The following is a 13,441-nucleotide window of genomic DNA, read 5'->3' as shown; positions in this document are numbered from 1 at the left end:
GTTCCTAAAAAACGGTGCATGCCTCAGGAGGCGAACTGTTCCGCCAGAACCCGTTCCTCAAACGAGCGTCCCGCGTCGAACAGCATCGTCAGGGCAATGTCGCGCCGCTCCCGAACTTCGACGCGGGCGACCCGGCGGACCTCGAAATTGTCGGCGGTGGCGCTGACCGGCCTCTTGTCTGCCTCCAGAACCTCGAAACAGACCTTGGCCTGATGCGGTAGCAAGGCACCGCGCCAGCGGCGGGGCCGGAAGGCGCTGATCGGGGTCAGCGCCAGAACGCGCGAATCGAGGGGGATGATCGGCCCATGCGCCGACAGATTATAGGCCGTCGACCCCGCCGCCGTGGACAGCAGGCAGCCGTCGCATGACAGTTCTTCCAGCCGCACGCGGCCATCCACGGAAATTTTCAGCTTGGCGCTCTGCCTGGTCTGGCGCAGCAGGGACACTTCGTTGATCGCCAACCCGCTATGGACCTGACCCGCCTCGGTCCAGGCGTCCATCTGCAGCGGATGAATCACGGTCCGTCCAGCGGTGGCCAGACGTTCCAGCAGTCCCTCTTCCTCATAGTCGTTCATCAGGAAACCGAGCGAGCCCTGGTTCATCCCGAAAACGGGCGCGCGCCGGTCCATGACTGCGTGCAGGGTTTCGAGCATGAACCCGTCACCGCCAAGGGCCACGACGACATCGGCCTGGTCAGGATCCACCGACCCATAGAGGGAAGCCAGCCGATTTCGAGCAGCCCGGGCCTCGGGCCGGTCTGAAGCCACGAAGGCGAGGCGCAGGTCGGGGGCGGTGGGGTAGCTCACCCGTCTACGCAAGCCGAGCCGGACGGTGAAGTCAAACGGCGGCTTGCAAATTTCCGAAGCTGTCGGCGATCAGGGCGCGGAAGGCACGGGCAGCCGAGGTCTGGGACAGTGATCCCCGAAGCCAGACGGCTTTGCCACGATCTCCTGGCAGGGACTGGTTCAGCGCCCGCAGCTCGATCAGCATGGTTGGGAATACAGAACGGTCGATGCCGACGGCGCTGCAGGCATAATACAGCGCTTCTGGCGACGGCGCGTTGAGGGCTTGGCGAATGTCGGGGGCAGAGAACCCTCCGAGGGTGGCGAGCCCATGGACGAACAGGCTCAGACGCTTTTCTCGAACGGCGCGGACCAGGAAGCCGGCCCGGAGCTGGCCGGCGGCCTGCAGCTTGTCGATCAGCCGCCGTTCCATCTCGTCCCGCTCAGCCTCATCGGCGGAGCTCTCTCTGGTGCGGGCCGGGCGCATTATGCCCTCTACGGCATCGTAGACCGCAATGCCGATGGCCGCCTCGTCGACGGTGAAGCGGGCGGATATCGACTGGCGCAAGGCGGCACCGACCCAATGGTACATCTGTTCTGCCAAGGCCTCGGTCAGGCGCGGGTGTCTGGTCAGGGGGCCTCGCAACGCGGCGATGCGGCGCGAGTGCTCGACCAGTCTGCGCATGCCTTCAACGCTCAGCTCCGCGGTTCGGTTCGTGGCCAAGGCAGTCAGCACCGCAGGCTCACCGCGTTCGATCACGGCGTCAGCGACCCGGCCGCTGATCCGGGGGCGACGAGCAACCGCGATCTGATGCTCGAGTGAGGCCTCGATCATCACGCGCAGCAGGTCTTCGTCCTGCAGTATGGGGCTCAGAGCCAGGATCGGGCGCGCGATTTCGATCTCGTCCAGGGCCAGGACATTGACCAGCGCGGCGGGCGCCCAGTCGGCCTGCGCCAGCTTTTCGGACAGCACCTTGCGAACCTCGCGCTCCGCCTGGCGCGCGAGCGTCAGAAAGATTTCCCCGAGAACCGGTGAAAGCTCGCCCGAGGGTGGGCTCGCGTCGCAGAGGGCTATGACCCCCAGCAGGAGACGTTGCCGCGCGTCCGGGCTGGCGTTGCGGGCCAGGGCCAGCAGGTCGCTGGCGCGAGGGGTGTCCGCTTCCGGGCGGGCTGCGGGAACCAGTTGGACGAGGACCACGGACGCCTCCGGTGAGCCGACGGAAAATCGACGTCCCTGATCCTTACGGAACCGGAGCCTAAGGCGCGGTTAACGGAAGCTGAATCTTGACGCCGGCGGCCCACGGCGCGAGCGTAAGCCAACACAAGGAAGACGATCATGGCCGACGGCGCGACAACCACGCTCAAGTCGAGGGTATCAGAGGCAGAATGGACCGCCCGTGTCGAACTGGCGGCCCTTTACCGCCTGGTCGCCCTGCACGGCTGGGACGACATGATCTTCACCCATATCTCGGCCCGCGTGCCGGGGCCCGAGCATCATTTCCTCATCAATCCCTACGGCTACTATTTCGAGGAAATCACCGCCTCATCGCTGGTGAAGGTCGATCTGGAAGGAAACGTCGTTCAGGACACCACCAATTTCATCAATCCGGCCGGCTTCACCATCCATTCTGCGATCCACGCAGCCCGCGAGGATGCGCATTTTGTGATCCACCTGCACACCGTGGCCGGGGTGGGCGTGGCGGCGCAGCAGGAGGGCCTGTTGCCGATCGGGCAGAACGCCTGCCTGCTGCAGCATCAGGTGGCCTACCACGGCTATGAGGGGGTGGCGCTGAACCACGATGAGCGTGAGCGGCTGGTGGCGGACCTCGGCAACAAGCCGCTGATGCTGTTGCGCAATCATGGCACGCTGGCGGTCGGCCAGACGGCGGCCCAGGCCTGGATCGGCATGTTCTTCCTCGAACGCGCCTGTGCCCAGCAGGTGGCGGCACTGTCGGGCGGACGCGAACATGTGCTGTTCGCCCCGGACGCTGCCCAGGCCGAGACCAAGGAGCAGGGCCGTGGCATCGGACTGATCTCTTCGCTTGCCTGGCCAGGTGCCCTGCGCATGCTGGACCGGAAATCCCCGGGCTACGACGCGTGAGCCGGACGCCATGAAATCGGCCGGGGGGCTGCTGGTCGGATTGGCGGCTCTGGCCATGGCCGGAGCCTCGTACGCGGGCCCCTGGGCCCAGCCCCAGGGGCGTGGGCAGGTGATCCTGAAATATGAGGATATGCGGGCCGATCGCGGCTTTGACATGGACGGCTCGCTGGCAGACTTGCCGGCGGACCGCCGTGACTCAGCCCTCGGGCTCTTCGCCGAATATGGCGTCACTGACCGCTTCACGATGCAGTTCAAGGGCGACTGGCAGTCCGGTGAGGACGCCTTCGTCGACTATGAGGGACGCGGTCCGATCGAGATCGGCGTGACATGGCAGGCCTGGCGCAACGACGATACCGCCATCAGCCTCTACGGGGGCTATGCCGACGGAGGCGAGGGCCGCAACGCCGGCTACGCCGCGCCCGGGCAGGGCGAAAGCGACTGGGAGGCGCGGGCCTCGGTCGGCCGGTCGTTCGGCGGCTGGAGCGGCGCATGGGCTCCAGACGGCGGCTTTGTTGAGTTTCAGGCGGCACGCCGGATGCGTGAGGGCCTGCCCGACGAAACCCGCGTCGACGCCACCGTCGGGGCCCATTTCGGTGCCGACTGGATGGTGCTGGGCCAGGCCTATGGTGGGCAGGCCGATGACGGCGGCCCACGCTGGCTCTCGGTCGAGGCGTCGCTGGTCCGCGATCTGGGCGACTGGAGTCTTCAGGCCGGATGGCGCGAGGCGGTTGCCGGTCGTGAGACGCCTCAGAGCGGTGGACCCGTGATCGCCCTGTGGCGACGTTTCTGACTGCGACATCTTCACCCGTGGCCGGGCGACGGAAACGGAAACAGCACCCGTTACAGGAACTGCAGTTGCGTAGACGGCGTGAGCCGCTAAGTCGGCTTGTTCCATCGCCAGAGAGCCTTACGCGTGATCAAACGCCATTTCTTCCTTGTCGCCGCCGCCGTCCTGCTGGGCCTTATGGTCGTGGCCGTCGTTCTGAGGATGGCCTTCGCGGATGATGAACAGGCGGGCGGCGGTCCCGGAGGCCGTGGCGGCCCCGGCGGCGGTCGCGGTCAGTCGGTCTCGGAAGCGGTGATCGGGTCGCGTTCCTTCACGGACGAGATCCGGGTGCTGGGCGTGGCGCGTGGCCGGCGCTCGGTCAACATCACCTCGTCGACCAGCGAACTTATTACCCGTGTCCTGTTCACCGACGGCCAGCGAGTCGCGGCGGGAACGCCTCTGGTTGAACTGCAGGCGCGTGAGGAAGATGCTGGCATCATCGAGGCCCGGGCCCAGGTGGCCCAGGCCCAGCGACAGTTTGACCGCTACAAGACCCTGGCCGAGCGGGGCATCGCCCCGCGCGTGACGGCCGAGGACGCCGAAACCGCTCTGGCCACGGCCCGGGCTTCGTTGAACGCCGCCCAGGCGAGACGCGGTGACCGGCTGATCCGGGCACCGTTCGCCGGTGTTCTGGGGTTGAGCTCGGTGACGGCGGGTACCCTGGTCAATCCGGGCGGGGTCATCACCACCCTGGACGATATCGATGTGGTCCGCGTCGATTTCCCGGTGCCCGAGCGGTATCTGGGGGTGCTGCGAACCGGGACACCGATCCGGGCGACGATCGACGCCTATGGCGATGAAGTGTTCGGCGGCCGCATTGCCCTGATCGATACGCGCGTCAACGAACAGACCCGCGCCGTCACCGCCCGCGCCGAAATCCCCAATCCCGGTGCGCGAATCCGCCCCGGCATGGCCGTCCGCGTCGCGGTCCAGCAGGGCCAGCGCACTGCGCCGGCCGCGCCGGAAGCCGCCCTTCAGTATGAAGGCGACGGTGCCTTCGTCTACCGGATCGCCAAGGGTGCCAAGGGCTCCACGGCCCAGCGCGTCGAGGTCGAGACCGGGTCGGTCGAGGGCGGCTTCGTCGAAATCCTCTCAGGTCTGAACGTCGGCGATCGCGTGGTCGGCTCCGGGCTTAACCGCATCCAGCCGGGCGCGCCGGTCAGTGTGGCGGGTCAGGGGGGGCGGCCGGGCGGCCGCCCGGCCGGTGCGGCACCGTCGCGGGGCACCGCTCAATGATGCTGTCGGATCTGGCGGTCCGCCGCCCGGTGTTCGCCGCGGTGGCCGCAATTGTGCTGTGCGTGATCGGTGCGGCGGCCTTCTTCTTCCTGCCTGTACGCGAACTGCCGGACGTGGATCCGCCCATCGTCTCGGTCAGCACCAGCTACGCCGGTGCGTCGGCCGAAGTCATCGAAAGCCGGATCACCGAGCCGATCGAGCAGCAGATCGCCGGTATCCAGGGCGTGGACAGGATCACTTCGTCCAGCCGCGACGGACGCTCGAACGTCTCGATCGAATTTTCGCTGGATCGGAATATCGACGCCGCCGCCAACGACGTGCGCGACCGGGTGTCCCGGGTCGTCGGACGCCTTCCGGATCAGGCCCAGCCGCCGGAGGTGTCCAAGGCCGACAGCGACAGCCAGCCGATCATGATCCTGTTCCTGCGCTCGAGCGGGATGAACCGGCTGGAACTGACGGATTACGCTGACCGCTATCTGATCGACCGTCTGGCGACCGTGCCGGGCGTGGCCCAGGTCCAGATCTATGGCGAGCAGCGCTATGCCATGCGCATCTGGCTTGATGCTGCTGCCCTGGCGGCGCGTGGCCTGACGGTCACCGATGTCGAAACCGCCCTGACGGCCCAGAACGTCGAACTGCCGGCCGGGCAGCTGGAGTCCGGCCAGAAGGACTACACCGTCCGGGTCGCCCGCACCTACGCCCGGGCCGAAGACTTCCGCCAGCTGCCGATCGGCACCCGCGGCTCGGGATCGGCCGCGGCGACCCAGACCGGCGCGGCCTCGTCCGCCACAGCCCTGCCCAGCGGAGCCACGGGCGCGATCCAGGGCCAGACCGGCTATGTCACCCGACTGGGTGACATAGCCCGCATCGTCGAAGCGCCAGCCGAGGATCGCCGCCTGTTCCGCGGCAATGGACAGGACCAGATTGGTCTGGCCATCACCCGTCAGGCCCAGTCGAATGACCTGGCAATATCCAAGGGTGTCGAAGACATGCTGGAACAGGTGCGACCCAGCCTGCCGTCCGGGACCGAACTGGTCGTCGGCTCCGATAATTCGGTCTTCACCTCTCACGCCATCGACGAGGTCTGGATCACCATCGGCATCTCCATGGCGCTGGTGGCGCTGGTGAATTTCATCTTCCTGGGGAGTCTACGGGCCGCCTTCATCCCGTCAATCGTGGCTCCCATCTGCCTGTTGTCGACCTTCATCGTTCTCGCCCCGCTGGGCTTTTCGCTGAACCTTTTGACCCTGCTGGCCCTGGTGCTGGCCATCGGCCTGGTGGTCGATGACGCCATCGTCGTGACCGAGAATATCCAGCGCCGTCTGGATCACGGTGAGCCGCCGCTGGTGGCTGCCGAGCGGGGCACGCGGCAGGTGTTCTTCGCCGTTGTGGCGACCACGATTGTCCTGCTGGCCGTGTTCGCGCCTTTGCTGTTCCTGCCGGGCTATGTCGGCCGCCTGTTTGTCGAGCTGGCCGCGGCGATCGCCTCGGCCGTGGCCTTCTCAGCCTTCCTCGCCCTGACCCTGTCGCCCATGCTGGCCTCGCGCATCCTGAAGCCGGCCTCCGGCGGTGGCTGGGTGGCGCGCAATGTCGACCGCGGTATGGAAGCGCTGCGAAACTCCTATGGAGATTCGCTCCAGGCAATGCTGGGCAAGCGGATCGCTGTGATCGGTGTGGTCGGCGTGGTTCTCGCCGTCGCCGGCGGCGCGGCGGCCATGTTCTTCGCCCTGCCCAACGAACTGGTCCCGGCGGAGGACCGCGGCCGGGTGCAGATCCGGGTCTCGGGCCCGGAAGGGGCCGGCTTCGACTACACCCGCAAGATCATGATGGGCATCGAACCCATTCTGGCCGAATACAAGGCCAGTGGTGAGGCGAGCAGTTACCTGATTTCCTCGCCGGGCTTCGGCGGCGGCAGCTTCAACTCCGGCAACGGCAGCCTGATCCTCAGCGACTGGGCCGATCGCGACCGGTCGGCCGATGACATCTCCAAGGAGCTGAACGGCAAGCTTCGCGGCCAGACCGACGCCCAGGTCAATGCCTCGGTCCCGGGTGCCTTCCAGCGGGGCGGCGGCGGCGGTGGCTCCAACGGCATCGAGATGGTCGTGACCGGCGCCGAATACGAGGACATCTACAACTGGCTGCAGCCCGTGCTGGCGGCCTCTCTCGAGAACCCCGGCTTCTCGCGCCCCCGGTTGAACTATGAGCCGAACGCTCCGCGACTGCTGGTCGAGGTCGATCCCGAGAAAGCCGCAGCGCTGGGCGTCTCCTCCCAGGCCATCGGACGGACCCTCGAAACCATGTTCGGGTCGCGACGCGCCACCACCTATCTGCGCGGCGGTCAGGAGTATGACGTCATCCTCCAGACCGAGCGGGACAACCGGCGCAGCGTCAGCGACCTTGAGGCCCTTTACGTCACGACCGGTTCGGGCCAACTGGTGCCTCTGTCAGCGGTCGTTACGACCAAGACCTCGGGCGACACGCCTGACCGGCGACGTCTGGACCGTCAGCGCGCCATCACGATCTCGGCCGACCTGAATCCGGGTACGACCCTCGCGGACGCCACCGACTTCATGACCAGGGTGTCGAAGGAACAGCCGCAGGGCGTGGTCACCACCCAATGGGGCGGGGCGGCGCGCGATCAGCAGGAGGCGGGCGGTGCCGTGGCCGCAGCGTTCGGACTGGCATTGCTGCTGGTCTTCCTGGTGCTGGCGGCCCAGTTCGAGAGCTGGATCACGCCGGCGGTCATCATGCTGACCGTGCCCCTCGCGGCCGCCGGTGGTCTGTTCGGTCTGATGATGGCCGGCTCCAGCCTGAACATCTATTCGCAGATCGGCCTGATCATCCTGATCGGTGTGGCGGCAAAGAACGGTATCCTGATCGTCGAATTCGCCAACCAGCTGCGGGATCAGGGGCGATCGATCCAGGAAGCGATCATTGAATCGTCGACCCTGCGTCTACGTCCGATCATCATGACCTCGATCGCCACGGCCTTCGGTGCCTTGCCACTGGTGCTGTGGCAGGGGGCGGGTGCCGGCAGCCGTCAGACCATCGGCGTGGTCATCTTCGCCGGTGCCATGTTCGCCACCCTGCTGACGCTGTTTGTGGTGCCCGTGATCTATGGCGTGCTGGCGCGGTTCACCAAATCGCCCGACTACACGGCCCGCAAGATCGAGGAATGGGAAGCGACCGAGGCGACGGCCAACCACGCGGTGCCAGCCGCGGCGGAATAGTCCCGGCAGTCGGTCGGGCCTCAATGCAGGCCCGCTCCGTTTGTGAGTCTCACATGGGTCAGGTCCGAAGGACTCGTCCTCGTGGTCGTTCGACCGGACCCATTGGCAATTCCGTGCGGCATCACGTCGGACTGGACGAAGGCCAGTCGCACCTGATAATCAGTGTCAACAGGCGCAGGCATGGTGCGCCGGCGGTTGCGAGCGTGATGTCCGATACCCTCAAACTCAGCCAGGCCAGACGAGGCGACCGCGGTGTGATCGTCCAGGTCGGCGGTCGCGGAACGGCGGATGAGCATGCTCTCGAGCTGGAGCGGCGGCTGCTGGAGCTGGGCTTCGTCGAGGGAGCCCGCGTCGAGGTGCTGCATGAAGGCCTGTTCGGTCGCGACCCCATCGCGATGAAGGTGGATGACATGCGCGTGGCCCTGCGTCGGCATGAGGCCGCCAGCCTGACCGTCCGGTTCGAACCCGTCGCATCGCCTGTAACCCGTTTCGCGCCGGAAGAGGCCGCCGCCTGATGGACATGGCGGTACGGAGCGCGCGTGTCGCGCTCGTCGGCAATCCGAACAGCGGCAAGACAGCACTGTTCAACGCCCTGACCGGTGCCCATCAGAAGGTCGCCAACTACGCCGGCGTGACCGTCGAGCGGAAGGAGGGCCTGATCCGCGCGGCTGACGGTCGAACCCTGTCCGTTCTGGATCTGCCCGGCACCTATTCCCTGCGGGCCCGCAGCCCCGACGAGGAAGTCACGCGCGATGCCGTCTTGGGCCGGCTGGCCGGAGAAGCACCGCCCGACGTAATCGTCTGCGTCGCCGACGCCACCAACCTGCGCCTGATCATGCGTCTGGTGCTGGAGTTGAAGGCCGTCGGTCGCCCGATGGTGCTGGCGCTGAACATGTATGACATCGCCCAGCGTCAGGGCTTGCGAATCGATCTGGAGCGTCTGGGGGCTGAGCTGGGCGTCCCGATCGTCCCGACCGTGGCCACCCGCAAACGCGGCATCGACGAACTGATCGCGGCGGTCGCGGCCACCTCGGATGCGGCCCTGCCGATCGCGGCCAGTTCTTGGGCCGCTCCCGATGCCGACGCGCTGCGGGGTGCCGCCCGCGAGGCCGAGCGGATCATGAAGGCCTGCGTCCGGGCACCCGAGCGGCCCGACACCCTGACGGGCAAGATCGATTCCATATTGCTCCATCCGGTCGGCGGGCTGGTGATCCTGCTGACCCTGCTGTTCGTGATGTTCCAGGCCGTCTTCGCCTGGGCAGCACCCCTGATGGACGGGATCGAGGGTCTGCTGGGGGCACTGGGTGTCGCCGTTGCGGCGATCATGCCCGACGGCATCTGGCAGAGCCTGATCGTCGACGGCCTGATCTCCGGCGTCGGCAGCGTCCTGGTCTTCCTGCCGCAGATCCTGATCCTGTTCCTGTTCATCATCCTGCTGGAAGACTTCGGCTATATGGCCCGGGCAGCCTTCCTGATGGACAGGATCATGGGCGGGGCGGGTCTGCATGGCCGCGCCTTCATTCCCCTGCTCAGCAGTTTTGCCTGCGCCATTCCCGGCGTGATGGCGGCGCGGGTCATCGACAGCAAGCGGGACCGCCTGACCACCATCATGGTCGCGCCACTGATGACCTGTTCGGCGCGCATACCGGTCTACACCCTGATCATCGCTGCCTTCATTCCGAACCAGCAGGTCTGGGGCTTCGCAAGCCTGCAAGGGCTGGTGATGTTCGGCCTCTACGCCTCCGGCATCATCAGCGCACTGGCCGTGTCCTTCTTGATCCGCAAGGTGTTCTGGAGAGGGGCGGTCGAACCCTTCATGATGGAACTGCCGTCCTACAAGACACCCGACATGAAGAGCGTCTTGTTCAATCTGTGGGTCCGGGCCCGGATCTTCCTTGAGCGGGCGGGGCGGATCATCCTGCCGTTGATGATCGTGGTCTGGGCCCTGGCGACCTTCCCCTATCCGCCGGAAGGGGCGACCCTGCCCGCGATCGACTACAGCTTCGCCGGCATGCTGGGCCATGCGCTGGAGCCGGTTTTCGCCCCCATTGGTTTCAACTGGCAGATGGTCATCGCCCTGATCCCCGGCATGGCCGCGCGCGAGGTCGCCGTGGCCGCCCTCGGCACCGTCTACGCCGTGGCCGACCCGGAGAGCACCGCCAGCCTGCTGGGTGCCACCCTGGCAGCGCAATGGTCGCTGGCCACGGGCCTGGCCTTCCTGGCCTGGTACGTCTTCGCGCCGCAGTGCGTGGCGACCCTGGGTGTGGTCAAGCGCGAGCTGAACTCATGGAAATGGATGTGGGTGATGGTCGCCTACATGTTCGGCCTGGCCTATCTGGCGGCCTTCGTCGTCTACCGGATCGCGGTGGCCCTGGGCGGCGGCTGACCGGAGGCGATGGTGCCGGCTGCAGGAATCGAACCCGCGACATCCAGTTTACAAAACTGGCGCTCTACCAACTGAGCTAAGCCGGCCGCCGCCTCGACGGGCGGCCCTTATGCTTGCGCGGCATCCGGGACGTCAAGGCTGGTCAATGCCTCAGTCATCCACCGCAAGCAGGGCCAGAAGGGCGAAACTGGCCAGCCAGTGCTCGCCCATATAGTCGCCGGTGACGTGGGGCAGGGCGGCGTCGAGGTGCATCTGTGCGGCTTCGAGCACGATCGGGCGTCGCGGGTCGCCTGTGTCCAGCGAGGACGCGATCTCGCGCCAGCACCAGGCCCGGCTCAGGTTGAGGCCGTCGAGGTGGGCGATCTTGCCGTCAGAGCGATCGCTGACCCCCACCGGCTGGAACAGGTTCGCCGGTTCGCGCCGATCCAGTCCGGGCAGGAAGGTGGCGAACCAATCAGCGAAAGCATCAGGCTGCATCACCCGCCGCATCAGCCCGGCTTCCATCAGGGCCGGCGACAGGAATTCGTCCTGCGATGGCTCCCACGCCTGACAGTCGCGGTCGGCGGAATGCCACTTCAGGGCGCGGTCACGGCACAGCGCGATCAGGGTGGCGTCACCGGCACCCTCGGCATGGTCCAGGGTCAGCCTGAGCGCGAAGGCGGTGTTGTAGTGGGTGCCGACGCGGACGGGGTAGTCCGCCAGAGGGAGGAAGTCCGTGAACCGTCGGGCGAAGGCGAGCGCCAGGGGCCGCAGGACGTCGGCCCGCGCATCCTGATGCCGTTCCAGCTCTGCCGCCAGCATCAGCAGCCAGGCCCAGCCGTAGGGACGTTCAAAGCCCCGACTGCCGGGGCGGTCCAGATAGGCGGTCTCGATGGCGACGTTCTCCGGCGTGAAGACCTCATCGGCCAGCGCCCTGATCCGCCCGGCCTCGGGCATGTCGGGAAACAGCCGCAGCAGGGTGAACAGCGTCCACCAGCCATGGACGCACGAATGCCAGTCGAAGCTGCCGAAGAAGATGGGGTGCAGCGCCCGCGGTCCTTGAACGTCGCCCGGCTCGCTCAGGACGTGGTCCATCTTGTTCGGATATTCGCGGACGACGTGGCCCAGCGCCGCCGAGGCGAAGCGGGAGGCGGTCGCGGCGTCGAGGCGGTGCGTCATCTCAGAACCTGAAAGCCAGCGCGTACATCAACGCGATGTTGATCCCCAACAGGATCAGGGCCGTGGGCAACTGGGCGCGGATCACGCCGTTCAGGGCCGCGTCGCGGTCGGGCAGCTCCAGCAGATTGGCGGGCACGACGTTGAAGTTGGCGGCCATGGGCGTCATCAGCGTGCCGCAGAAGCCGGCCAGCATGCCGATGGCACAGACGATCGCTGGATTGCCACCGAACTGCAGCACCACGAACGGAAGGCCGATCGCGGCTGTCATCACCGGGAAGGCAGCGAAGGCATTGCCCATGATGACGGTGAACAGGGCCATGCCGAGGCAATAGACAACGACCGCCACCAGCGGTGAGGTCAGCGGTACAGCCTGGCTGACCAGCTGGCCGACCACGCCGCCCACGTCGGACGCCAGAAACACCGCGCCGAGCGAGGCCAGCATCTGGGGCAGCAGGGCGGCCCAGCCGATGGAGTCCATCAGCCGTCGGCCCTCCTGCACCGGTGCCATGACCGGTGGTCTCAGCCATGCCATGGCGGCGAACAGGGCGATGACGCAGCCCAGACCCAGGGCGATCAGCGTCGTCTGGGTCGAGGACAGCAGCCAGGCACCGGCCCCGGTGTGCTTGGCCGCAAGCGTGCCGCCGACCGCGACCAGGGGCACGATCAGGGCCGGGATGAACAGGGCGTTGCCACGTCGCAGGGCCCCTTCGCGCCGTTCCGCCAGCGTCGTGGTCGGCGGATGGCCGACGCCCAGCTTCTTCAGTCCGCCGACGGCCACAAGGGCCAGCACCAGAATGCCGTTGCCGAGGCCACCCAGCCACGAGCCGAACAGCATCGACGCCGCGATCAGGCCCCAGAAGACGGCGCTGCGGATGCGCGTGGGGTGCGTCCGGTCGCCGAGGGTCAGGACCGCAAAGGCCCCGAACATCAGACCCACCAGAATATAGGCATGATCCAGGGTGATCATTTCCCGGCTCCCGCGTCGGCGGCCGCCGCGATCGCGCGCTTCACCGACCGGTCGAACAGCAGCAGGCGCGCGCCGTGGACCGCGAAGGCCGCGATGGCTGTAGGGATGGCCCAGACCGAGATCTCCAGTGGCTCGACGATGATCCCCGCCTGTTCGAGGAAGCCGACCATCAGGACGATGGAGCCAATGGCGATGAAGATGTCCTCGCCGAAGAACAGGCCGATATTGTCGGTCGCGGCCGACATGGCGCGAATCCGGTACCGCAACGCATCGGGCAGGGTGCCGCCGGCCTGAACCTCAGCCGCGCCCTCGGCCATCGGGGCCACCAGTGGGCGCACCATCTGCGGGTGGCCGCCCAGCGACGTCAGACCCAGCGCCGAAGTCGCCTGACGGACCAGCAGGTAGCTGATCAGCAATCGGCCCGCCGTCGCCGCCTTGACCCGCGCGATCAGCATCCGCGCGCGCTCCTGCAGGCCGGCGCGCTCCAGCAGGCCGATCACCGGCAGGACCAGCCAGGTGATGTGGAAATAGCGGTTGTCGTTGAAGGCGTTGCCGAACGCCGCCAGGGTCCTGATCGCCGCCTGACCGAGGGCGGGAAGATCGACACCGGGCGCGACCGCCGCCGCTACCCCGGTGACGATGGCCGCCAGCAGGATGACCAGCAGCGGATTGATGCGGGCGATAAAGCCCAGCACGACGACCGCGATCCCAAGAAGCACAAGCATTGGATTCTCTCCCCGGACAGATCGTTGCGC

11 protein-coding genes and 1 tRNA gene are annotated in these 13,441 nt (G+C 67.0%); 6 read left to right on the top strand and 6 right to left on the bottom strand.

What is annotated here, in order from left to right; genetic code table 11:
- Nucleotides 1–23: 23 nt before the first annotated feature.
- Nucleotides 24–806, bottom strand: coding sequence for an NAD kinase (locus ACP7AS_RS10695; RefSeq protein ID WP_426028860.1), 783 nt, complete (start codon nucleotides 804–806; stop codon nucleotides 24–26).
- 31 nt (nucleotides 807–837) lie between these two features.
- Nucleotides 838–1,980 (bottom strand): DUF2336 domain-containing protein, encoded by a 1,143-nt coding sequence (locus ACP7AS_RS10690; protein WP_426028859.1) that lies wholly within the window; start codon nucleotides 1,978–1,980, stop codon nucleotides 838–840.
- Between the two features lie 138 nt (nucleotides 1,981–2,118).
- Here ACP7AS_RS10690 and ACP7AS_RS10685 point away from each other — a divergent pair, with 138 nt between their 5' ends.
- The 6 genes from ACP7AS_RS10685 (at nucleotide 2,119) to feoB (ending at nucleotide 10,561) form a co-directional block, all read left to right on the top strand.
- Complete coding sequence (locus ACP7AS_RS10685) at nucleotides 2,119–2,883, top strand: class II aldolase/adducin family protein (protein ID WP_426028858.1); 765 nt, start codon at nucleotides 2,119–2,121, stop codon at nucleotides 2,881–2,883.
- A 10-nt stretch (nucleotides 2,884–2,893) separates the two neighbouring features.
- A complete protein-coding gene (locus tag ACP7AS_RS10680) occupies nucleotides 2,894–3,673 on the top strand; it encodes a hypothetical protein (protein ID WP_426028857.1) in 780 nt (259 codons plus the stop codon).
- Nucleotides 3,674–3,796: 123 nt separating this feature from the next.
- Complete coding sequence (locus ACP7AS_RS10675; protein ID WP_426028856.1) at nucleotides 3,797–4,945, top strand: efflux RND transporter periplasmic adaptor subunit; 1,149 nt, start codon at nucleotides 3,797–3,799, stop codon at nucleotides 4,943–4,945.
- Nucleotides 4,945–8,175: an efflux RND transporter permease subunit gene (locus ACP7AS_RS10670; protein WP_426028914.1), complete on the top strand. Its 3,231-nt coding sequence runs from the start codon at nucleotides 4,945–4,947 to the stop codon at nucleotides 8,173–8,175. Before ACP7AS_RS10675 ends, ACP7AS_RS10670 begins: the two co-directional genes overlap by 1 nt.
- Nucleotides 8,176–8,381: 206 nt before the next feature.
- Nucleotides 8,382–8,690: a FeoA family protein gene (locus ACP7AS_RS10665; RefSeq protein ID WP_426028855.1), complete on the top strand. Its 309-nt coding sequence runs from the start codon at nucleotides 8,382–8,384 to the stop codon at nucleotides 8,688–8,690.
- Nucleotides 8,690–10,561, top strand: coding sequence for a ferrous iron transporter B (feoB, locus tag ACP7AS_RS10660; RefSeq protein ID WP_426028854.1), 1,872 nt, complete (start codon nucleotides 8,690–8,692; stop codon nucleotides 10,559–10,561). The genes ACP7AS_RS10665 and feoB overlap by 1 nt, the downstream gene beginning before the upstream one ends.
- A gap of 10 nt (nucleotides 10,562–10,571) precedes the next feature.
- Here the strand turns inward: feoB and ACP7AS_RS10655 are convergent.
- The 4 genes from ACP7AS_RS10655 to ACP7AS_RS10640 form a co-directional block, all read right to left on the bottom strand.
- Nucleotides 10,572–10,647: transfer RNA gene (locus ACP7AS_RS10655), tRNA-Thr, on the bottom strand.
- A 64-nt stretch (nucleotides 10,648–10,711) separates the two neighbouring features.
- On the bottom strand, nucleotides 10,712–11,719 hold the full coding sequence (locus ACP7AS_RS10650; RefSeq protein ID WP_426028853.1) for a DUF2891 domain-containing protein: 1,008 nt from the start codon (nucleotides 11,717–11,719) through the stop codon (nucleotides 10,712–10,714).
- Nucleotide 11,720: 1 nt separating this feature from the next.
- Entirely contained in the window at nucleotides 11,721–12,686 is a 966-nt protein-coding gene (locus tag ACP7AS_RS10645) for a DUF979 domain-containing protein (protein ID WP_426028852.1), read from the bottom strand.
- The gene (locus ACP7AS_RS10640) at nucleotides 12,683–13,411 is read right to left on the bottom strand and encodes a DUF969 domain-containing protein (protein WP_426028851.1); all 729 of its coding nucleotides are present in this window, start codon (nucleotides 13,409–13,411) and stop codon (nucleotides 12,683–12,685) included. The genes ACP7AS_RS10645 and ACP7AS_RS10640 overlap by 4 nt, the downstream gene beginning before the upstream one ends.
- Nucleotides 13,412–13,441: the final 30 nt, after the last annotated feature.

The sequence above is a fragment of the Brevundimonas sp. TWP2-3-4b2 genome, assembly GCF_049897345.1.
Classification (GTDB): Bacteria; Pseudomonadota; Alphaproteobacteria; order Caulobacterales; family Caulobacteraceae; genus Brevundimonas.
This window is presented reverse-complemented; position numbering and strand designations above follow the sequence as displayed.

Bases quoted from the DNA above. Each gene is read 5' to 3' on its own strand.
- ACP7AS_RS10680 (WP_426028857.1), top strand. From the start codon at position 2,894: ATGAAATCGGCCGGGGGGCTGCTGGTCGGATTGGCGGCTCTGGCCATG.
- ACP7AS_RS10685 (WP_426028858.1), top strand. From the start codon at position 2,119: ATGGCCGACGGCGCGACAACCACGCTCAAGTCGAGGGTATCAGAGGCA.
- ACP7AS_RS10670 (WP_426028914.1), top strand. From the start codon at position 4,945: ATGCTGTCGGATCTGGCGGTCCGCCGCCCGGTGTTCGCCGCGGTGGCC.
- ACP7AS_RS10665 (WP_426028855.1), top strand. From the start codon at position 8,382: ATGTCCGATACCCTCAAACTCAGCCAGGCCAGACGAGGCGACCGCGGT.
- feoB (WP_426028854.1), top strand. From the start codon at position 8,690: ATGGACATGGCGGTACGGAGCGCGCGTGTCGCGCTCGTCGGCAATCCG.
- ACP7AS_RS10650 (WP_426028853.1), bottom strand. From the start codon at position 11,719: ATGACGCACCGCCTCGACGCCGCGACCGCCTCCCGCTTCGCCTCGGCG.
- ACP7AS_RS10645 (WP_426028852.1), bottom strand. From the start codon at position 12,686: ATGATCACCCTGGATCATGCCTATATTCTGGTGGGTCTGATGTTCGGG.
- ACP7AS_RS10640 (WP_426028851.1), bottom strand. From the start codon at position 13,411: ATGCTTGTGCTTCTTGGGATCGCGGTCGTCGTGCTGGGCTTTATCGCC.